This window comes from Photobacterium sp. AWH4_225 (genome assembly GCF_056158405.1).
In genome coordinates this window covers 552281-573233 of sequence record NZ_JBSWTF010000001.1, presented here as the reverse complement: position 1 = coordinate 573233, position 20953 = coordinate 552281, and the positions used below count along the sequence as shown (strand labels likewise).

Sequence of the window (20953 nt, the reverse complement as noted above, 5' to 3'; positions counted from 1 at the left end):
GCTAACAAAATTATTCTGCTATTGGCAATTTATAGCTATCTGTTAAATCCTGATAAACTCTAAGCTCAAAAATATGTAGAACAGAGTATAAATGTTCAAATATCTCAGCTTGTACCGATTCAAAGTGGTTCCAATCTGTATTTTTGGTAAAGCAATAAACCTCTAAGGGAACCCCTTTTGCTGTTGAAGCCAACTGTCTAACCATTAAGGTAAGATCTGTATTAATATCTTCTCTCGAATGTAAAAAAGCCTCAACATATAAGCGAAATAGTCCTGCATTTGTTAAGCAGCGTTTATTAACATTATCGCCATCTTCTTTTAGCTGATATTTATCACATAGCATATTAATTTGAGAACTGATCAATGAGACTTGAGACAATGCATTGACTTTTTCCATATTTAAAAATTTAATACTATTAGCATCAATTGCAATATCTCTTTTAATTCTTCTTCCTTGAACTGTCATACTACGCCAGTTTTTTAAACCGACGTTTAATATTTCATAAGTAGGTATGATAGATGTCGTTTTATCCCAGTTTTCCACTGTGATCACACTAAGAGTGATATCTTTAATTACCCCGTCGGCACCATATGAGCCCACTTCGATCCAGTCTCCTTTTTTCACCAGACGATGGACATTAATTTTTACTGCTGTAACCGTTCCCAAGATACTATCTTTGAATAGCAATAAGATAATGGCTGACATTGCACCAATACCACTTATAAAGGCCATTGGTGATATTTCAAGCAAGATAACAATAATAATCACGGACATTATTGCAAAGCTCGCTAACTTGATAATTTCAGCGAAGGGCTTTATTGGTATTTCATTGCTACCTTGGCGTCCGTTGAACCTAACTTCCAGAAAGTCCAACACTGAATGCAGCATTAAAACTGCAAAAATAACAGCTCCCACTTCAGCAAGTTTACTATACCAACCATAAACATCGAAGTATTTAAACCAGAAGATAGAAAACACAAAACCGACAAAATACTGGGCTCGGTGGATAAACTTGCGTTCATAATCCCTTCTTTCTTTATTAGCCCTGAAGTCTAAAAAACGAGTTAATGCCGTTCTCACTAACCAAGGAATAATACAGAAAGAAAGTGTTGTGACTACAATCTGGAAAAAATGTTGCTCGACCTCTGAAAAAGAGAGGTAAAGGCTTTTTAGATATTCAAGATAATACATAAGGTTATAGAGGCATAGGAGTTCCATGCCTCAATCTCTACTCTGTTGGCATTACTGCATCAGGCGCTCGAGTTCTTGCTCTAACTCAGACATCGCCTTTTGGGTCCGAAACTCTTCGTACATTGCAGCCTCATCTTGCGGATCAATGGGTACGCCTGCCTGTGCGACGACATCTTCAAAAATGTTAGCCACCAAGGATTCCTCAATCACAGCCATGGCACACACTTGGTTATGGCCATTGATGTTGCCCATTCCCACTTTGGTGATCTGCGAACGTTGCATACGTACTTCAGAAATGCTCTTCGCTACGGTCTCAAATGTTTCACCCGTTTGCGTTCCAGCTTCACTAGAGTTCAAGCGCGAGTATGAGCGATCCATCACACTGGCTTTAACATTGATACTCTGTGCCAGAGCACTACGTGCCCCCGCTTCAGCATGGCGCTTATCAATGTTGAAATTATTACTGGCATTGACACAGCTTGCTGCTGCAAGCCCTCCCTGAACTGAAGGCATTAATACCCATTCCGGAACATCGTAACCGTAGTTGGTATCTACCTGCTCTGGCTCTTTCTCACTAGCTGCACAAGCTGATAGCAGCATGGCAGAAATGAGGGAAACACCTAATTGACGTTTCATTGCTTTCCTTACTAACGAATTATGATTTGATTGTTACTGACAGAGTTGACTGCTACCTTGTTATCCAAAACTGTCAATAGAGCTGGGACTAAGGTATCCATCAAGCTGTTGTTTGCCATCCGGGTGCGAAATGCCAATACGGCCTTCCCATCGACAACCGATAGCTGTGGCGAATGTATGTAGCGATGCTGCTCTAGCAAAGATTGGAGCTGGGAGTGACTCGCCAGAGCACTGCTCGGAAATGTCACCTTACTGTATCGGCCACCAGCCTGACTAAGTTGTACCAAGCCGTCCTGCACCATAGCTAAGATCGCTTGCTGGTTGTCTTCTGATGCCATATGAACACCAAACAACCGTCCTTCAATGCTGTCACCCGTCGGTAGTGCAATTGTTGCTGGTTCGTTTTGCCATTCCCCCAAACGGGCAGAAGCTTTATCCAGTAAGCTTAGTGATAAGGCCAGTTGGGAACGTCCCGCTGAGCTTTGCACCTCGGTTACGACGCGAACCACGATATCTGCATTATCAAAGCTTTGCGTCACCGAATAACCTTGTTGGGTTAGCATTGCAATAATGGGGGTGGTAAAGCGCGCCTCTTCAGCATGGACCATAAATATAGGTTCGCCTGCGGCAAGGTAATTGTCACTGGCAATTCGCTCAAGCTCAGCCATGTTGAGTTCAGCATTGACAACGACAGTAGCCGAACCGTGTTGTTCACTGCTTTCCAGTACCATCCATTCATTGACAAACTGCTTCGGTGCAGCCTGTAAATGTATAAACGGCGAAGGATCGTCAACAATTAAGCTAAGCCCTTGCCATACTGCCTGTTGTAAAGCCGCAAGCTCAGCTGCTTGTAACGCAGACAGGCTACCAGAAGATTTCGCTGTAGCTTCTATCCTGACGCTATGCCTTTCACTTACCTCATCCCAAATCCACTCTCCTCCATCTTGAGGAAATCCAGTGGATAAAGACAATGCCACAGCAACACAGGTTTCACTTCCCTGAAGAAAGCTATCCCCGATTTGTAGATGTTCAGGGTAAGCTTCGACTGACTTGAGCAGTTCTGATAGTTCAGGTAAATCGGCATACTCTTTAGCTTGTTGAGGCGACAGCCCTTCCTTTGCACGCTGGTATGAAACGGCCACACTGTTGGCAGCACCGTTTATTGCTTCCTCGATAGCGGCCGCTCCCCTGCCACGGGTACAGGAGTCAAACTCAAGCACCCCACCCAGTTCGGGCTGTGTGAGCTGCGCGGCTGGTAACATACCAGAGAAAAAGATGGCTCCTATCAGAGCCAGTCTTAAATGCATCATTACAGGCTACCACTAGCTGAAATGCGGTTTTCAAGGAAGCTCTTCGGCGTCCCTACACTTACCGCAAACAGTTTGGCATCAATCGCTGGGCGGTAGATCCCATCTTTCGCTTCACCTTGGATACGCTTGGCGTCGCGAGAGTTTTTCCAGCGCATGATCCGCCCCTGGGATTCAATATCACTCGGATTTACCGTTGCGACCCCGATAGGTTCAGCAAAACCGTGGCTGTATTCAAAAATCACCATAGTTTCATCTGGCAAAATTCCGGCATTCTGACCACGGTCAAGAGAGATTCGTTCACCACGAATACCCAGTACCTGCGCAGTTGCTGGCATTTCTGATAACATTCGGCTCAAAGCAATACCAAAACCACGAGATGACATATCGTTTAGCACCGCAGAAACAGCATTGGCATCATAGATATCAAAGCCGCCTTCGATTTTTCCGGACTGCATCCAGAACTGCATCTCACCCATCGGCTTCACATCACCGGTACGAACTTTGATCTTGCCGACATTTGGGTAGCTCAACTTTTCATTGGTGTAAGGATCAAGGAACCCCAAAGTAAAATCGAGACTAAAATCAACAAGGTTGGTCGAGCCTCCTGTTACCAATTCACCGGTTTTAACCGTGTCAACGGTCATTGCGTAGTCAGGATGCAGCACTCCGCCTTTCATACGGCGCGCTAATTCAGCATCAGACATACCTTGTGTAGCATCGCCCAAAATTGAAGCCGTTCGTTCATCCCCCGTCACAATGCGGAAGCGGTTAAGACCGACTAGTTGGTTTTCAAACTGGTTAAGCAAACTACGGTTGTCATAAGCACGGACTGAAGACAGCCAGTCGTTGGGGTTATCACTATTTGTAGTGATAGGGTCATTCATATACAAACGCAGTACCTTCTTGCTCAATGGGCAATGAGGGTGCTCGTTGTTGACCTCAAAAGTACATTTATCCAGACCTGCCGTACTGTAATATGCAGGCAGCTCAATATCATTATCAGTAAACTGCTCCGCTGGCTTGCCGTATTCAAACCCTGATGCGCCATTAGCTGCATTGGTTTGCATCCGTGACTGTGGCGTGCTTGTGCTTTGGCAACCTGCCAAGACCAGAAGGGATAGTCCAGATACAATGAGGTGATTACAGTTAGCCATCAATGCGCTCCTGAATAGCGGCATCTGCAGCTTTCATATCATCAATAAACTGTTTTTCAGCCAAGATCAGATTATTACTTTCCATAATCAAATCGACACGCTCTTTCATTTCTTTCGCGGCAATTGCAGTATTATTCTCTTCGGAATCTTCAACCGTGTTATTGAACAGCGTAGCTGCTTCAATTATTGCAATTTGCTGAGCATTTTCAGCATAAATCAGAGTGACTTCCGCAGCCTGTACAGCTAACTGTAATGCCAGCTCGACATTTTCATCGAAAATCTTATTTTGAGCAGCCGTGTACTGATTAAATTTCGCCTGCATTTCAGGATTGCTCGCCAAACGCTCAGCCACTTCCTCATTGCTTAACTCATTATGCATAGCAAAAAATTGTTCAACGTCCTTGTGATTCTCTCGAATATCACGGTACTGCGATTTAATCGCACACTGACGCTGTACAATAGTTAGAACAGCACGAGAACCGGTATCGATTGTTGGCGTTGCGGAAGTATAAGTTTCAGAGTGAGTGGCACATTTCTGTGCCAACTCATCCAAAATTTCATCGCGGTCATCCCACACACCAATCGTTGATGTACAAGCAGAGAGCAATAGACTGCCAAGTGCAATTGATAGAGCTTTAATTTTCATTAACTGTGTTCCCTAAAAGTGTATACAACATGTTTGGCCCAAATTGCTCAACAAGCTGGTTATCTAATGAATCAACCGTTGCTTGATAAGTCATTTCAGGCTCGCTTATTAATGTTATCTTCCGTGTCATAACCGATTGCAATTGGCCCTGTTGTCGCAATTCAACCTGGATATCGCGTTTTGTTCGAAACTGATTATTTCTCTGTGCACTTTGCTCTCGGGTAGAAAGTACAAACTGGTAATTCTGTTCACCCTCAGCCAACAACTTATTCTCAGTGATTGAACGAGAGATAAGATCTGCTAGCCGGTGACTTCTGCTATCACTGACTACCTGCCAGCCACCACGGTGCAATAAATTCAATGCTTGTTGACGAAGATTAATTTGTTGTTGATGATGCTCATGAGGAACAACACCGGAATTTAACCCAGCAACCACCTGTAAAATTGACTCGTTGACTTGCAACTTCTGCTTTATTTCTAACAGAGGAGGTAAACCATTAAGTGGCGTTTGCTTTTTCACTCCATCCAGCATGGCGTCGATTTGTTGATAATCGTGCGCCAAATGCTGGTCATAGAAGTCAAGTAGCTGCTGTCGCCCTAAAGAAATAACAACCTGTCTATTGCCATTTAGGGCATCATTGCGTGCTATTACACTGTATGTAGGAAATATTAACTTTCCAGAAGAGATATTTGCTATCTCTTCAAATGAAACTGAGCTTTGACCGTCTTTAGATGTTAGGTGTTCCTTCTGCTCAACTTTAATATTCGCAGAGAGTTTAAGTGCGATAGAAGACAAGGCAGCCCTTTCAGCTTCGGCTTCTGTATTAGCGACTCCAAAACCAAATATTTCGGTTTCAGTATCGACAGGCACCAACAAACCGGCAACAGCTAGCTGGCTAATTAATGCCAAACTCAAGAGAAAGTAACGCATCACGCAGCTCCCTTTTCTTCGCGATACATTTCTTTCCTGTCGGTCACCTTTTTCAAATAGTTGACAGTTTCGTCATACGGCAAGTTATTAATCAGAGTGTCATATACCTCTTCAGGCGATAGGCTATTTATCTTTTCGACTGCGGCTCTTAACCTGCGCTCACCAAAGGCCCGTGCAACATTTCCCGCTCCGGTGTTGTAAGCAGCAATAACGCAATACTCTCGGCTTTGCGGGTCCTCAATACTTTTCAAGTAGCGTGAGTTCAGGATATCCAAATAAGCCGTACCCGCTTCGATATTATAATCAGGTTGGTAAAGGTCATTTTCATTCATCGGTTTATCAACCTTATGAACGATGCGGTTAACGTCATGCCCTGCACTTGTTGTAACCACTTGCATCAAACCAAATGCCGGGACTGGTGAACGAGCACGGGGATTAAAACTAGATTCAGTATGCATAATGGCTAGAATCAGTGCCGGTTCAACATCGAAGGCTTCACTTTGCTCATAGATATCATCAATGTATGGTGCGATCCGTTTTTCCAGACTGTCACTTGGCATACGAACTTGATAAGTAACTATCTTTGTTGTTTTTTCTTCTTCTCCGGCTTGTTCACGCTGCTGCTCGTAAAAGGCATTCAATTCTTGCATCCGTGACCGGGCATCATCGACCAACTCTTGCTTTTGTTCGTCTACCAACTGTGGATCGACGTCTACCCCTGAGACTTCAGACAGTGCCTCAACCTCTTTTTCCATTTCTTGAAGTTGTAGGTTTGTTTGGGCCATAATTTCCATCAAAGCCGCTTTCTCTTGGTCACGCGAATAATCTAGGTCACGCTCTGTCAGTTCCTCATAACTCACACTTGAACCTAACGTCCCACCAAGTAGCGCCTCTAGTTCTGCCGTTCCCTCAACTTGCTGATTGACTAAGGCTTCAATGCCCGCATGGTCCAGCTCCTCACTCACCAGCACTTCGACAGTGACCACTTCATTTTCAAAATCGACTATCGTTCGGCTATTGTTAGCTTCATTGGCCTGTACGATTAAGTGTTCACTATCAATAACAGTGTCGCCCCAAGTTTGAATAGAGTCTTTTCTTTCACCATCCCATTTTTTAATATATTCCTTGCGCCAATCAGCATACTCAGTCAAGTAATTGGAGTACCAATCCAGAAACTCGGCGCGCTCAATATGAGCTGGTTTATTTAATTCAGCAACAGCATTATCAAGATCCTTGAAAGGGTCTGATACAGCTGACGTTGAACATAAAGACAGTGCAATTAATAATGAAAGCTTCTTCATTTAGGTATCCCTAATCAAGAGAAGTAAGACATAAATTCAAACTTGGTTAGCATCATTTCCAGAACAACCTTGTTTGGTAATTCAGAAACAGAGAACGTATTTACTTTACTCGTTCTAATCGCCTTTAAACTGGATGTGATTTTTTGCTCATCGTCAAACAAATATGCTTCGTCCAGTTGTGAGATTTCGCTAGACTTCAATTCGTTACTATTGGTGTAACTGTACATTCCAACCATCAACTGATGAAATAAAGCATCCCGCCCTAACTCTATAGTATCGAGATAAAAATTGACGCTACCACTTTCAAAATGTTGGTCATCAGGCTGTTCGATAATATGTTCAAGCGAAGACAAATATAGCTTGTGTTCGGTATAAGGTATCGGAACCTGGAAGTCATCTTGCAAAGCCTGAATAGCATAGGCTGCGACTCGGTTTTCCTTAACGGCAATACTCAATAAGAACTTACCGTAATTAAAGTAATTAAACTGCACATCAGCATCTATATTCGATGCTTTGACAGCTTGAGGTAAACCTGCTGTTTGGCTGACATAATCAAATGAGTGGCCTACGGTTAAATGAGAAATTAATCTATATTCATTTTCGTGGGTAAAATTTGCTTTTACTTTCTGGTATGTATTAACCAAAACAGTCTCTGTATCGTTCCAGCCACCAATAGATATAATGACAGCTGCGATAGAAATCACAGCTGACTTGGTTTTCACCATCCACTTTGTCATAGCAGTGTCAAAAATATTTAAGTTCTGAATTTGACTCAGAGAATATCATTTATTTTGAAAATATCTGCACCGATATCACACTTTTAAAGTGTGACGATTTACTGTTGCAATAAAATAGAAAACGACATTTTTTTGTCGCTCATTTTAAGCGCAAAAAAGAGAAAAAAATCTAAATAAAGACAAGAACAGAAACCACTACAAACATATAAATACAATCAGCAACATCCCTGATCAATATTAAACCAACCCAATCAAAGCTGACATATGTGTTCAATCCCTTACTCAAGTGTAAGCATTTATTTCAAGTAAAGTTAAAAATATAAATCATCAGCAAAAAACAGCTATATTTTGCTTGAATTTTAACAAAAGTAAAATATTACCCACTTATCTAAAGCCCATTTCATTGATAAATGATTGCGAATTTTTACTTCAGTTATTTCATGTCGTTCCTTCCTTTAAATAACATTGGCTTATATTTATTAAATTTATAACAAACAAAACAATACAAAGATGCCTAACTAATTAGACGAACATATTCTTTACTCTCTTGTCGCAAGCATGGAAGTTAAGATTGTGTCTCGTTACCTGCAAAAAAAACACCAGCACAAAACTGGTGTTTTTGTCTATTCACTAATGGAACTATTAACTCAAGCCAACAAGCTCGCCAAGCCACTCGCCCGCTCTGTCCGCATCGTCACGGAGCGGTTAAGTACATCTTTGGTTGCAAACATATACAGCTTGGACTTGGCCCTCGTTACCCCGGTATACACCAGTTCACGCGTCAATATCGGGCTGAAATCTGGCGGCAGCACCATTAGGGTATCGGCAAATTCCGAGCCTTGTGATTTGTGGATAGTCATGGCGTAAACCGTGTCGTGTTCAGGCAAGCGGCTTGGCAACACACCACGGATAGTGCCGTCCGGCATCTCGAAGTAGACCCGTAGTGGTCGGTTGCCCGTCACAGGGTCTACCTCACTGTCATACATGGCGATCCCGATATCACCGTTATACAGCCCCAAGCCGTGATCATTCTGGCTGATCATAATCGGCCTGCCGACATACCAGGTATCTTCACCCGGGGCGATTTTGCCCTTACGCGCTAGCGCCTTTTCAATGCGCTGGTTCAAGCCAGCGACACCAAAGTCACCTTCCCGTACCGCACAAAGCAATCGAACCTGGGCAAATGCCTTGAGCACGTCGCCTGGATCCTCGCCTTTTTCAATCGCTTCAAGGTATTTACTGTAAAAAGCCACGACATAGGTGATCATGGTTAGGTAGGACTCACTACTCAGCGGGTGATGCTGGAGATCTTTAAACCCCTTATCCCACACCTTTTCAACCTGATACGGCTTACCGCTATTGATAGCCTTGGCTAACTGGCCAATTCCCGATTGGGCATGGAAGCGGTAACTCTTTTGCAGCATACACAAACTATCAGCAACCGCAGCAGGAGCCGTTTGTGCCTGCTGGAACTGGAAACCGGTCAACTGGCCCAGCAACTGACTTTGTGCCGGGGTATAGCCCTGCTCGGCAAAACCACAGATATCACCCAGTACCGCACCTGCTTCGACCGATGCCAGCTGATCCCTATCGCCAAGCAAAATCAGTTTGGCATGCGGCGGCAAGGCATCGAGCAAGCGTGCCATCATAGGCAAGTCGACCATCGAGGCTTCATCAACCACCAGCACATCCAAGTGCAGCGGGTTGTCCCGGTTATGGCGGAAGGCAACCCGGTTAGGGATAGCACCCAGCAAGCGGTGAATAGTGCTCGACTGGGTCGGAATATTGCTTTTCACTACATCGTCAACAGCAAGAGAGTCTACCGCCGAGCCAATCGATTCGGTCAACCTGGCTGCCGCCTTACCGGTCGGCGCAACCAGCTTGATGTCAGGCAACTGAAGCGCGCCTTGCTCATCCCGCTCATCACGTTGAATGGCCTGGGTCACCAACGCCGCCAGCAATTTCGCCACTGTAGTTGTCTTGCCGGTACCCGGGCCGCCTGAAATCACCGCAAACTGGCGGGTAAGGGCAACAGCGGCTGCAACTTTCTGCCAGTTCAGGCAACAATTAGCAGGCACCAAACTATCCAGTACTGCTAAGTCATCCACGCTAGCGGCCGAAAGAAGTACGGTATCAATCGCCGGCCAATCGAGCATTTGCGGAGTGACAACATCCAATTTGTCGCAGACTTCACGCTGCCTGTCCTCTGGGGTGCCACTAGACTGTGCCAACTGCTGGAGGGCAGCAAATAGGTAACGGTAATCGCGGGCAAACAGCTCATTGAGCTTGGCCGCCATCAATTCAGGCTGCAAGCCATCTCCGCCGCTTTGTGCCCGCAGGCGAAGCTGGTTGGCGACCATTTGCTCGAACTGCCAGTAACGGTTGAGATAAACCCTGTCGCCATCCATCACCAGCGGTGTCGGCCGGCTGCCATCTGAAACCGCCTCCGATTGAGCCAGATGCGATTGCCACAACTGAGGCTCTGGCAGCCCATCAACCAACGGTAAGCTGAGCTTAGCCGGCAAACCAAATAGCCTTGCGGTATCAAGCTGTGACAACAACAGACAGACATGGCCTTGCCCCAGCTCATAACTCGCCAGTGCAGCAACCAATGCCACCAGCGGATCCGCCACTTGCTTGTCGCCCTGGGCGACAAATTTGGCAAATTGGTGATCCAGTGGACGCAAGTAACCTTGGCGAACAAGATTTTCAAGCTGAGCCAAGCTCGCAAGGGAAGCGTTGCTATCAAGGTGATTAGGCATCTGGGAATTCTCCGTCAATCAAGCTCTCCATTTCGGTCAGCAGGGCAAGCGACGGCTTGGCTTTGAATATGCCGCTATCGCTGCCGGACTTCACGCCCCGCAAGAAGATGTAATACACGCCACCGAAGTGGTCATCGTAGTTGTAGTTGGCCTTACGGGCCTTGAGAAAGCGGTGCAACGCCAGTGCGTAGAGCTGGTACTGCAGATCGTAGCGGTGTTCGACCATGGCCTGATCCAACTTGTCATCACGGTACACGCCCGGATCGTCACCGAGCCAGTTAGACTTCCAGTCCATTACGTAGTAACGGCCCTCGTACTCGAACACCAAATCGATAAAGCCCTTGAGCATCCCGCTCACGGTGGCAAAGCCCAGCTCACCGGCTTTGGCCGACAAGTTATCATGACGGGCAATCACCTTGTTGAGCAGTGGAGCCGAAAGCAGGTTAATCGGCAGCATGAACTCCATCTCGGTAAGGCGCTGAGAAGGAGCCAACTCGCCCAGGCGCATCGCATCGCCATCAAGCGGGCACGTCAGCACATCACTGATCATGGTCTGTAATACCGGAAGCCATTCCTCGTCGTAGTTCTCAAGTCGAAGCAGTTCGAGGATCTTTTCAGTGGTTTCCGGGCAGTCGACCGGAGCCGTAAACTCAATTTCCTCAAACAGGGTATGCAGGAAAGTACCCGGCCGCGCACCCTTGGGAAAGGTGTAGATCGATCTAGCCAGCTCGACTTCCTCATCCCCCAAGGCTTCATCGCCCGACGAATCAGTATCGAAACCCGGTAGCTCGAAAGAAGCATCATGGTGGCTATGGCCTTGCTTGATCAACCCCGAGTAGCTGGTGATCCACCAGCTGCGGTCGATGTTTTTATCAAATATTGACGCCGACAGCTGCGGTTTTTCTTCTTCGATCGGCAGCCAAAGCTCTTCAGGCAAAGGTGGAGGCGGCAATACGGTCACAGCCTCGGATTGTGAAGCCAATGAGTTCAAGGCATTGGCCAATTCAGTCAATCCCCCTTCCTGAGCATTTTGCACCAACCAACCAATTGCCGAGCGGTGCAAGCCGGTCGGCTCCTTGCGGCTTAGTCCATTACGAATTGGCGACATACCGATATAACAGCCATAAACCGCACGGGTCAGGGCTACATACAGCAGACGTAAGTCTTCAGCCAGCCGTTCTTTTTCGGCCAGTTCCATGCTCTCTTCATTGGCGGCAATATCCAGCACTGATTGCTGACTCAGCTCATCGTGGAACAGCGCAGTACTGGCTTCGCGGTAGCTACAGACAAAAGGCAGGAACACAATGTCATATTCAAGTCCCTTGGACTTGTGAATAGTAACAATCTGCACCAAATTCCGGTCTGATTCCAAACGCAGTTGCTGCTCATCGGCATTGCCATTGGGCTCTTCGATATGCTCCGCCAGCCAGCGTAGTAAACCGTGATCACTGTCCAGAGTCTGGCTCGCCTGCTGCAACAACTCACCAATATGCAGGATATCGGTCACCCGGCGCTCTCCCCCATTTTGACTCAGCAAAGTCTCGGGGATCTGACGCTGGGCCAGCATAAATCGTAGCATTGGCAATACCCCACGGGTTTGCCACAGCTTACGGTAAGCGCGGAACTCCGAGACATATTGCTCCCAGACGCTTTCGCTGGTGTTCATCGCATCCAACGCCTGTGCTGTCAGGCCAAACAGGCTTGAAGCCAATGCCGCCCGCATATTGCGGTCATCTTCAGGGGTCAGTACCGCCTGCAGGAAACGCAAGATATCCATCGCCTCGGTACAGGCAAATACACTATCACGATTAGACAGGTAAACACTGGCGATCCCCTGCTCAGCCAAGGTGCGGCGGACCAACGCCGCTTCACTGCCGGTTCTCACCAATACCGAAATATCGCTGGCATGGATAGGACGAATCTGCTCGCCATCCACCAGTGTTGCCATGCCCTGCTGCGATAGAGTAAGGATTTTTTGAATTTCTGCCGTGGTCGCCTCGGCCATTACCTGCTGGTAATCACCTTTTTTGATTGGCTCCTCGGCTTCTTGATGCCAAAAGCACATTGCCGGTTGCTTGACACCATCAAGCGCCCAGCCTCGCCCCTGTGCTTTGGGGCTGTGGTCAACCGGCAGGAAGGTAATATCTTCGTCGTAGATAAACGGACGCTCAGGATGCTGGAAGATCCGGTTTACCGCTCCGACCATTTCAGCGGTCGAACGCCAGTTGGTACCCAGTGTGTAGTGGGCAGTCACTTGGCGACGCGCTTGGATATAGGTAAAGATGTCGGCACCACGGAAGGCATAGATAGCCTGCTTGGGATCGCCGATCATGAACAAACCACAAGGGCTGCTTTCACCTTCCGGCGATGGTTCTTCAAGGCGCTGCTCGCCGTAAATCGTGCTGAAAATACTGTACTGCAGCGGATCGGTATCCTGGAATTCATCGATCATCGCCACTGGGAACAAATGGCGGATACGGCTTGCCAACAAGCCACTCTCATCCTGACTCAAGGCCGCTGACAGCTGGGTCAGCAAATCATCGAACGATAGCCAGCCCTTGCGCTGTTTGGCTTCGATCAGCAGCTGGCGACACTCCTTGATCGCATGGGCCAATAGAGGATCACGCACATTAGGCTTGTTAGCCAACAGCTCTCCAATCGCCACAAATACCGGATGCTCCGGTGGCTGTCCCTTACTGGTCTTGTCAAACAGCACCTGCTGATCAAACTTATCCAATGATTTTGGCAGTTGGTAGCCGGTGTTATCCCGCTCTGCCCACTCCCCAACTTCCGCCAGTGCTTTTGGCAAACTGGTCTTGGTATAGCTGCGTTTGTTCACGCCGGAGCTGGCAATGATGTCATGCAGATCGCCAGCGCTCTCACGCCAAAGCTGCTTCACATGGTTAATTCGCCGTAGGTTCTCTTCGTGGACCTGCTCGAGGCTGCCTGATAGCTCCGGCGCTCGTACTGTTATTTCTGCCCCGGACAAGAACCGATTGATCTCAGAGAGCAACGCACCGGGCGCCGCCCATAGCTTGCGTACTTCTGCCGCCAGGCTTCGAGGTAGCGGGTAAAAATTTCGGCGCCAGAAGTCGGCAACCACCTGCGCCCGCAAATGGCTCTCTTCGGTGACAAACTCATTGTTGAACAAACTGCCCGACTCAAAGGCATTCTGGGTCAGCATCCGCTGGCAAAAACCATGGATGGTAAAGATCGCCGCTTCATCCATCTGGCGCTCGGCCTGTAGCAAAATAGCCGCTGCCGCTTTGTGATCCCTGATATCTTCCAGCAAAGGCTTGATTACCGGATCACTGCTGCTGCCACGACTGAAGGCCAAACGGGCATCGTGGATCCGGCGCCGGATCCGGTCTCGAAGCTCTGCCGTCGCCGCTTCGGTAAAGGTCACCACCAAGATCTGGTCAACCGTCAGCTCGCGAGGGAAACGGGTCTGGTCATCACCATGGCCAAGCAGCAGGCGCAAATACAAACTGGCGATGGTGAAGGTTTTTCCGGTACCGGCCGATGCCTCGATCAAGCGGTTGCCGTGAAGAGGAAAACGCATCGGCTCCAGCGGCTCCGGAGTGATGAGAAGTGAATGTTGAGTCATAGAATACGCCGATTCCTATCAGTGAACTGGGCCACGGTTTCATTACAAAACCCAGCCCGCCCGAAATTATTTTTTGTGATCTAGCACGAATTCAAATAAATATATCGAATTTCAGCACTAACCCATCTATCAATATGAGAGACGTTTCACGGTTTCCGCCTATCTGGTCCGCTAGTATCTGAGCCACGAAATTTGGTCAACCTCTGGACCGGTGGCCGTACAGCGAACACCCTACAATCAATAATGATTTGCTGGCGGCCACGCTACACCTCCCCTGCTTTATTCTCAGTGCGATCAGCCCTGTTCAACCTCTCGCAACTGCTTCACGGCAGGCTTCAATATCTGGTCTTCCCATAGCTGTAACTGTTCAGCCAGTTCGTCGTCCCACAATGGCCACACCCGGTAGATGTAACTGTTGTTACCTTCACCGTCGAACATATAGCCACCGTTAAAGGCTTCCGCTCTTTTGCCTGCCGCCTTTGCCAAGGTGGCATCATCATCACACCACTGACCTTTCTTATCGATACATGCTTGGATCCCGGCATGGGCTGTGCGAGGGAAATAAGGCAAAGGCTGGGTCAAACCACTGTCATAACCTTCAATTAAAACTGCCAATTGCTCCACAGCATACTGGGCAGAGACAGGCTCGAGCTGCCAGGTACCATCAATGCCGATCAGGTAGGTTGGCTGGCTAGGTTTCATTACCGCCAAGCAAAGATGATCGAGCCAACAAGCCAAAATGTCCTGGGCCCGAATTTTTCCCGGACGATAGCGAACAAGCCCCTGCGAGGTCATATGCTTAAGCCAACCTTGCAGTCGGATCCCACGTCCGGAAACGGTTACCACACAATCGACCTCGACATCTGGCAATGGCTGGGACATATACTGAACCACGCTGTCGGCCAGTTGCTCTATCTGCCCACGCTCTTCCATCAGTTCCAACTCACCAAACTGGGCGACCGGTAGGCCTCCGGCAGCCTGCTGATAGCGGGCGAACTGCTCAAACGCCTGATCGCGGCTAACTGCTTGTTGGCCTTGTGATTGCCTCTGGCAATCGAGGAATGTCGTCAACAGGGCTTCACGCAACTGATAGCGGCCCAAGCCATCGAGCGCAAATGGCTCATCGTCTTCCGGCCCGCCCTGCTGGCCATCGAAGAAGACTTTCAGGCGGCGGTTGAAGAAATACTGCACTGGCAGACGCCAGAAACGCGATAGCTCTGCCAGTTCAAGAATCCCCTCGGCACGGTCATCACTCAGATCCGGCTCTAGCGGGGACGATTGGAACTCTTCAGGCTCGATAAAGGCCTGGTTGGCCACCGGCAGCCATTCTGCGGCATAGCTATGCTTGCCACCACTGAACGCCTGCGGACTAAACGGCACCAAGGGGTGGGTTTGGGTGAGACTGGCCACCAGCCTGTTTGCCGACTCATCAACCGGCAACGCCTCATCACCAGCAAGGCAATACCCCTGCTGGCAGTATTCAAGCAGTTCACTGACCAGTACCGACGGGACCTTCTCGCTGTTGTCCTGGATAGAGCGCCCCACGTAGCTGATATACAGCGCCTGCTGGGCTGACTGGATAGCCTCCAGGAACAGGTAACGGTCATCATCCCGGCGCGAGCGGTCACCATGGCGATTACGACCAGCCATCAAATCAAACCCTTCCGGTGGGATTGAGCGCGGGTAAACACCATCGTTCATCCCCAGCAGACACACGACCTTGAACGGGATCGAGCGCATTGGCATCAAGGTACAGAAGTTAACCTGCCCGGCCAAAAAGCGCTGGCTGACCCGCTCGCCGGATAGTTTGCCGTTGAGGTAATCGCGCATCACCGCAGGAGTAATGTCCGAATCATAGCCGGCATCGGCCAGTTGCTGTTCAAGTTGCTGTACCTTGTCGCGGATCATCCTCAGTACCAACTCACCGTCGATATCCACCGCAAAGCAGTCATCGAGCATCTGATTGAGTACTGCAATCCAGTGGGTGATCGGTTGAGGCTGCGCTAACTGCTGGCGGTAACGCATCAGGGTTTCGATGAAAAGGCCAAGCTGGCCGGCCAATTCGGCATCCAGCCCTTGTACCTCTTCATAAGCCAATACGCCTTGGTACAAACCGGCTTCCTGCGGCATCGCATAGCCCAACAGCATACGCTGCAACCCGAACAGCCAGGTATTCTGCTGCTGACGTGGCAGAGCAAACTCTTCGGCGGTGTCATCATCCAGCCCCCAGCGGATCCCTACTTCCTCGATCCACAATTTGACCCGCTCGAACTTATCGCTATCAAAGCCAAACCGAGCCATCACAGCCGGCACTTCAAGCAGCTCCAGCAATTCCGAGGCCTGACAGCGGCTTTCCGGTAGGGCCAGCAAACGTAGGAACGCAAGCAATGCCGGGTTTTCCTGATCGGCACTGCGATCGGAAATTGAGAACGGGATATAGCGATCACCCGGCGCATTGCCAAACACTGCCTGAATATACGGGCTGTAGCTATTGATATCCGCTACCATCACCACGATATCACGCGGTGAAAGATCAGGGCTGTCGGCCAGCATCGCAAGCAGGTTATCGTGCAGCACCTCCACCTCACGCATCGGCGAGTGGCAGGCATGAACACTCAGTGAGGAGTCGTCAGCAGATATCGCCAGCTTGTGATGGCTGGACTCGGTGATTTCGTCATTGATCCGGTCATCAAGGTTGAGGATGTCGGCCTGGACCGCATGGAGCAAGGAATCGGGCTCGATATCGACAAAGGCTTCGACTTCATAGGCTTCCATATCCGATAGCAGATACAGGTTATCGCGGCCCAGCTTACCCAGTGATGCCAGCAAAGTATTGCCAACCGCGCCCTCGTGGGTTTCGTCGACCACGTTGGCTTCGATATCACCCTTGAGCGGTGAGATCACCGCGCCGTGCTCGCTGTGATCGGCACACCACTGCAATTGCTGGCGCTGCTTGGCTGCCAACCGGGCAAGAAACTTCCTATCACGGACATCACCCCAGTAATGACGGCAAGGGTTGGTAAACATCAAATGCACGTCGATATGCTTACCCAATGCCGCCAATGCATCGAGATAGCGTGGCGGCAGCGCAGAGATACCAAATACGAACAACCGCTTTGGCAAGCCTTCCGGCAATGATGAGCCACTTTGAAGGTAACCTTCGAGGGTTTCGATGAAGTTATCGTACAGGTTGGCACGATGATACGGCGACTGCCCCAGCGCGAGGGTATGATCATAGAGCGCCTGCCACAACAATGGCTGCCAAGGGTGCTCTGCCACCAGCTCAGGGTCGATGATATTGGACTCCCAAGCCTGGATCCACTCCGGCCGGTACACCAAATACTGATCAAAGATATCAGCAATTTTCTCTGCTAGCTGATAGCTTTTGACCTGATTGGGATCATCACTCAAATAGTTGGCCAGCGGCGCAAATTCGGGTTGCGATAACTGCTCCGGCAACACCTGAAGCAATTTCCAGGTCATCGCCTCTTTGTTGAAAGCACTACGCTCTGGCACATCACTCAACACCTTGGTGAACATATTCCAGATAAAGGTTGCTGGCAGCGGAAACTCGATATTGGCAGCAATCCCCTGGGACTTTGCCAGTTCCAGTTTCAACCACTGTGACATACCGGGACTTTGGACCAAGATCTGTTCTTGCTCGAAAGGGTTATCGAGAGGTTCGAGGCGGACTAGCTCGACAAGCAGGGATTTAAGAAGATCCAGTTGGTTGGAGTGATAGACAGTAAACACGCAGGTGACTCACCGATAGAGGAAATTACCTTTGATTGTCTACCATCAATGGATTAGCTGCAAATTCAAATCATTAAAATGCCCAGCGTTGCTGGGCAATTAATCAGATGGCTTATGTAACACCTCAGTACAAGTTGAGATCTTACGCGCGGCTTGGTGTCAGGCAGTGCAGCAATTGAGAGACCGGGCGATAGAATGCCGCATAACGAAGCGCCACATAACTCACGACTGCAGTAGCTACATACAACTCCAAATGAGCCAGCGATGATACCTGATTAACATACTCCACGCCGTATCCTTGGGCCGTCATCCATGCCGCTGTTTTGAACATCGCAGTAGCACCGATCACCAATGGGAAGGTGAATGCTGCGTAGCCTGGGCTAAATGACAAGCGTAGCAAGCGAACAAGGGCCAGATAAATGACAAAGGTCATCAGTACCGCGATCCCGCCGAGCAAAGCAATTACAACTGGAGATGGCACCTGGGTTACCGTCAAGTAGCCTGCCAGGGACAGACTGGCTGGTGCTGCCATAATTGCAATGGTTGGTTTCGCCGCATCAGGGATCTCATGACTGAAAATCAAACGGTATACCATCAAAGGCAGCATGACCGCGTAGATCCCCATACCGAAAAGCTGCAGGCCTTCCGCCAATGGACGTAATGCCCCACCAGGAAAAGCAACGTCGGCGACGATAATACCAATCGGTGGTACGAACCAGCTTGGTACCATGTGGTGCAGTTCAAAATCCTTTACACGGTGGTAAGTGAACAGTGCCAAGAAGATAAGATGCACTACAACTGCAGCTAACCACAATGCCTGCCCTGCTATTGGGTAATAAATCCCCAACGCCTTGGACACCACCATGGTTCCCATAGCAAACGTCGGTACAACACTGCCCACTACCGGATGGCTGAGATCTTGCCACAAGGCACGCGGGTGGATAACAAACTTAAACAGCAACACGAACAATAAAACACTAGCTATCCCTGCACCGATGAGCTGTCCTCGTCCACCAAGATCGGCGGCGTTTTCCCAGCACCAACCTAGACTTGCGATACCTAGTGCTAACCCAGCCATTGGAGTTGGAGCGCCCAGCACTTTTTGCTTTGTTACTGTAATCATATCGTTACTCCCCCAAAGACTGTTACGTCACTACTATTGAACACCCGGGTAGTGTAACGACTGTTTATGGTTTAGGATAATTGAATATATTTAATGCGTAGTTAAGAAAAACAGAACAAGAGATAGCCCGATGAATATCGCCCTACGTCAATTGAAAGTATTTGTCACCGTCGCCCAAGAGCTGACGATCACCGCCGCCGCCGACAAGCTGTTCCTCTCCAAGCCAGCTGTCAGCATGGCGCTCTCCGAGTTGGAAAAGCAGCTTGGCCACAAGTTGTTTGACCGCAACAATAACCGCCTACTGATCAACGAGCAAGGCAAACGCTTATTGCCATTAGCCGATGAGTTACTGGCACGAAGCCAGGATATCGAGCAGCTGTTCAGTCAAGAAGGCCCGGTAACCGGGAAGCTGAAAATTGGCTCGAGTGACACCGTGGGTAACCAGGTCACCCCATTCCTGCTGCGGGATTTCCGCCAAGACTCAGGTCACTGCGATCAAAGCCTGTTCATTGCCAATACCGCCCAGATCTGCCACATGTTGGGAGAGTTCGAGCTGGATATCGGTTTAGTCGAAGGCAAGGTACAGGCAGACAACTTGGCAGTAACCCCTTGGCTAGGCGATGAAATGGTGGTTGCCTGTCATCCAGATCACCCACTGGCGCAAATAGACCAACTCAGCCTGAGCGATCTTGAGCATAGCGAGTGGATCCTGCGCGAGCCGGGCTCTGGTACCCGTGAATATTTCCTCGGCCGTCTCGCACCAAGGCTGGAAAACTGGCACCAGGCCTTTGAGCTCAATAACACCGAAGCCATCATCAACTGCACAGCAGCTGGCCTCGGCCTCACCTTGCTCTCTCGCCGCGCTGTTGAGCACGCAGTGAAAGACAACCGCCTGACGATTCTGTCGCTACCGCTTGATATGCACCGTCAGTACTGGTTGCTCTACCACAAAGAGAAATACCAAAGCCCACTGCTTAAACTGTTTATCGAGTTTTGCCAGCAATGGAACTCTCCGCTATGCCAAGCCAACCTTGAAACAGCGGATGATTAAACGCGGTTATCACCACAGCTAAAGGCAATGATCTGGCTGATCTGACATAGCGGTCGGCCAGATTCCTGCTGCCACTCACTAAAAGCGCTCTGCGCTGCCGTCAGGGACTTCTGGGTATCCCGCCCGCCATCGATGATGCCAGTTTGGCGCAAGTAAGCTTCGACATCCCCGCTTAAGATAAACGTGTCTTTGCCCATTATACGCAAGGTGTAAGGACCTGTGTTACCGCCCAGACGCTTGCCGTGCTTTTTCAGGTAGCGCCAGAGTCCGGTAATATCGTCCTGCGGCCAGTCGGCGATCATCGCCGAAAAAGAACCATGTTGAAGGGCTGCTTCGTGGATCATTTGGGCATTTTCGGGAATGGTCATCACTTTGGCCAAGTGACGGATAATGGCGGGGTCAGTGGCTTTACTCTCCCACATTTCAGTCGGCATCAACAGCATCTTCTCAATATCAAATCCAAAGAAAACCTCTTCGAAATTCGGCCATTTGTTACGTACAACCTGCCAGCTTATCCCTGACTGAAATACCTTCTGGGTAAACGCAGCCAACCAGCGTTCATCACCAATCAGCTTAAGCTGTTCAGCAGACAATGGGGTTGCCAACATGCTCTCTAGCACACCCTCTCCACCCTTGCGCTCCGCGGCTCGGGCATATATTTGCGAAAATTTTTCTCTTGCCATCACATTAACACGCTTATCACTGGACATTGCCCTTAATGCTACTGTATAAACAGCCAGTAAATCAATT

Annotated in this window: 14 protein-coding genes; 1 reads left to right on the top strand and 13 read right to left on the bottom strand. The window is 49.0% G+C overall.

From position 1 onward, the window contains the following. Positions 1 to 10 precede the first annotated feature (10 nt). From ACXAD4_RS02930 to ACXAD4_RS02875, 12 genes are all read right to left on the bottom strand, one after another. Positions 11 to 1219, bottom strand: coding sequence for a mechanosensitive ion channel family protein (locus ACXAD4_RS02930; protein ID WP_475238546.1), 1209 nt, complete (start codon positions 1217 to 1219; stop codon positions 11 to 13). Between the two features lie 24 nt (positions 1220 to 1243). Next, positions 1244 to 1828, bottom strand: coding sequence for a hypothetical protein (locus tag ACXAD4_RS02925; protein WP_475238544.1), 585 nt, complete (start codon positions 1826 to 1828; stop codon positions 1244 to 1246). An 11-nt stretch (positions 1829 to 1839) separates the two neighbouring features. Continuing rightward, positions 1840 to 3138: a hypothetical protein gene (locus tag ACXAD4_RS02920; protein WP_475238541.1), complete on the bottom strand. Its 1299-nt coding sequence runs from the start codon at positions 3136 to 3138 to the stop codon at positions 1840 to 1842. Further along, the gene (locus ACXAD4_RS02915; RefSeq protein ID WP_475238538.1) at positions 3138 to 4292 is read right to left on the bottom strand and encodes a hypothetical protein; all 1155 of its coding nucleotides are present in this window, start codon (positions 4290 to 4292) and stop codon (positions 3138 to 3140) included. Before ACXAD4_RS02915 ends, ACXAD4_RS02920 begins: the two co-directional genes overlap by 1 nt. Continuing rightward, complete coding sequence (locus ACXAD4_RS02910) at positions 4285 to 4938, bottom strand: hypothetical protein (protein WP_475238535.1); 654 nt, start codon at positions 4936 to 4938, stop codon at positions 4285 to 4287. Before ACXAD4_RS02910 ends, ACXAD4_RS02915 begins: the two co-directional genes overlap by 8 nt. Continuing rightward, the gene (locus ACXAD4_RS02905) at positions 4928 to 5869 is read right to left on the bottom strand and encodes a hypothetical protein (protein ID WP_475238533.1); all 942 of its coding nucleotides are present in this window, start codon (positions 5867 to 5869) and stop codon (positions 4928 to 4930) included. Before ACXAD4_RS02905 ends, ACXAD4_RS02910 begins: the two co-directional genes overlap by 11 nt. Continuing rightward, complete coding sequence (locus ACXAD4_RS02900; RefSeq protein ID WP_475238531.1) at positions 5869 to 7170, bottom strand: transglycosylase SLT domain-containing protein; 1302 nt, start codon at positions 7168 to 7170, stop codon at positions 5869 to 5871. The genes ACXAD4_RS02905 and ACXAD4_RS02900 overlap by 1 nt, the downstream gene beginning before the upstream one ends. A 14-nt stretch (positions 7171 to 7184) precedes the next feature. Further along, the gene (locus ACXAD4_RS02895; RefSeq protein WP_475238528.1) at positions 7185 to 7907 is read right to left on the bottom strand and encodes an ETEC_3214 domain-containing protein; all 723 of its coding nucleotides are present in this window, start codon (positions 7905 to 7907) and stop codon (positions 7185 to 7187) included. A 647-nt stretch (positions 7908 to 8554) separates the two neighbouring features. After that, on the bottom strand, positions 8555 to 10669 hold the full coding sequence (gene recD, locus ACXAD4_RS02890) for an exodeoxyribonuclease V subunit alpha (protein WP_475242698.1): 2115 nt from the start codon (positions 10667 to 10669) through the stop codon (positions 8555 to 8557). Further along, complete coding sequence (gene recB, locus ACXAD4_RS02885) at positions 10662 to 14276, bottom strand: exodeoxyribonuclease V subunit beta (RefSeq protein ID WP_475238526.1); 3615 nt, start codon at positions 14274 to 14276, stop codon at positions 10662 to 10664. The genes recD and recB overlap by 8 nt, the downstream gene beginning before the upstream one ends. Before the next feature lie 294 nt (positions 14277 to 14570). Continuing rightward, positions 14571 to 18029, bottom strand: coding sequence for an exodeoxyribonuclease V subunit gamma (recC, locus tag ACXAD4_RS02880; RefSeq protein ID WP_475238524.1), 3459 nt, complete (start codon positions 18027 to 18029; stop codon positions 14571 to 14573). A gap of 142 nt (positions 18030 to 18171) precedes the next feature. Then, entirely contained in the window at positions 18172 to 19152 is a 981-nt protein-coding gene (locus ACXAD4_RS02875; protein WP_475238521.1) for a TDT family transporter, read from the bottom strand. A gap of 130 nt (positions 19153 to 19282) precedes the next feature. Between ACXAD4_RS02875 and ACXAD4_RS02870 the strand changes: the two genes are divergently transcribed. Continuing rightward, the gene (locus ACXAD4_RS02870) at positions 19283 to 20203 is read left to right on the top strand and encodes a LysR substrate-binding domain-containing protein (RefSeq protein WP_475238519.1); all 921 of its coding nucleotides are present in this window, start codon (positions 19283 to 19285) and stop codon (positions 20201 to 20203) included. Here ACXAD4_RS02870 and ACXAD4_RS02865 read toward each other — a convergent pair. Further along, the gene (locus tag ACXAD4_RS02865) at positions 20200 to 20886 is read right to left on the bottom strand and encodes a DNA-3-methyladenine glycosylase I (RefSeq protein WP_475242697.1); all 687 of its coding nucleotides are present in this window, start codon (positions 20884 to 20886) and stop codon (positions 20200 to 20202) included. The two genes, ACXAD4_RS02870 and ACXAD4_RS02865, sit on opposite strands and share 4 nt — an antisense overlap. Positions 20887 to 20953: the final 67 nt, after the last annotated feature.

What these genes read in the sequence shown, in the direction of transcription:
- ACXAD4_RS02930 (WP_475238546.1), bottom strand. Translation starts at nt 1,219, where the DNA reads ATGGAACTCCTATGCCTCTATAACCTTATGTATTATCTTGAATATCTA.
- ACXAD4_RS02925 (WP_475238544.1), bottom strand. Translation starts at nt 1,828, where the DNA reads ATGAAACGTCAATTAGGTGTTTCCCTCATTTCTGCCATGCTGCTATCA.
- ACXAD4_RS02920 (WP_475238541.1), bottom strand. Translation starts at nt 3,138, where the DNA reads ATGATGCATTTAAGACTGGCTCTGATAGGAGCCATCTTTTTCTCTGGT.
- ACXAD4_RS02915 (WP_475238538.1), bottom strand. Translation starts at nt 4,292, where the DNA reads ATGGCTAACTGTAATCACCTCATTGTATCTGGACTATCCCTTCTGGTC.
- ACXAD4_RS02910 (WP_475238535.1), bottom strand. Translation starts at nt 4,938, where the DNA reads ATGAAAATTAAAGCTCTATCAATTGCACTTGGCAGTCTATTGCTCTCT.
- ACXAD4_RS02905 (WP_475238533.1), bottom strand. Translation starts at nt 5,869, where the DNA reads ATGCGTTACTTTCTCTTGAGTTTGGCATTAATTAGCCAGCTAGCTGTT.
- ACXAD4_RS02900 (WP_475238531.1), bottom strand. Translation starts at nt 7,170, where the DNA reads ATGAAGAAGCTTTCATTATTAATTGCACTGTCTTTATGTTCAACGTCA.
- ACXAD4_RS02895 (WP_475238528.1), bottom strand. Translation starts at nt 7,907, where the DNA reads ATGACAAAGTGGATGGTGAAAACCAAGTCAGCTGTGATTTCTATCGCA.
- recD (WP_475242698.1), bottom strand. Translation starts at nt 10,669, where the DNA reads ATGCCTAATCACCTTGATAGCAACGCTTCCCTTGCGAGCTTGGCTCAG.
- recB (WP_475238526.1), bottom strand. Translation starts at nt 14,276, where the DNA reads ATGACTCAACATTCACTTCTCATCACTCCGGAGCCGCTGGAGCCGATG.
- ACXAD4_RS02875 (WP_475238521.1), bottom strand. Translation starts at nt 19,152, where the DNA reads ATGATTACAGTAACAAAGCAAAAAGTGCTGGGCGCTCCAACTCCAATG.
- ACXAD4_RS02870 (WP_475238519.1), top strand. Translation starts at nt 19,283, where the DNA reads ATGAATATCGCCCTACGTCAATTGAAAGTATTTGTCACCGTCGCCCAA.
- ACXAD4_RS02865 (WP_475242697.1), bottom strand. Translation starts at nt 20,886, where the DNA reads ATGGCAAGAGAAAAATTTTCGCAAATATATGCCCGAGCCGCGGAGCGC.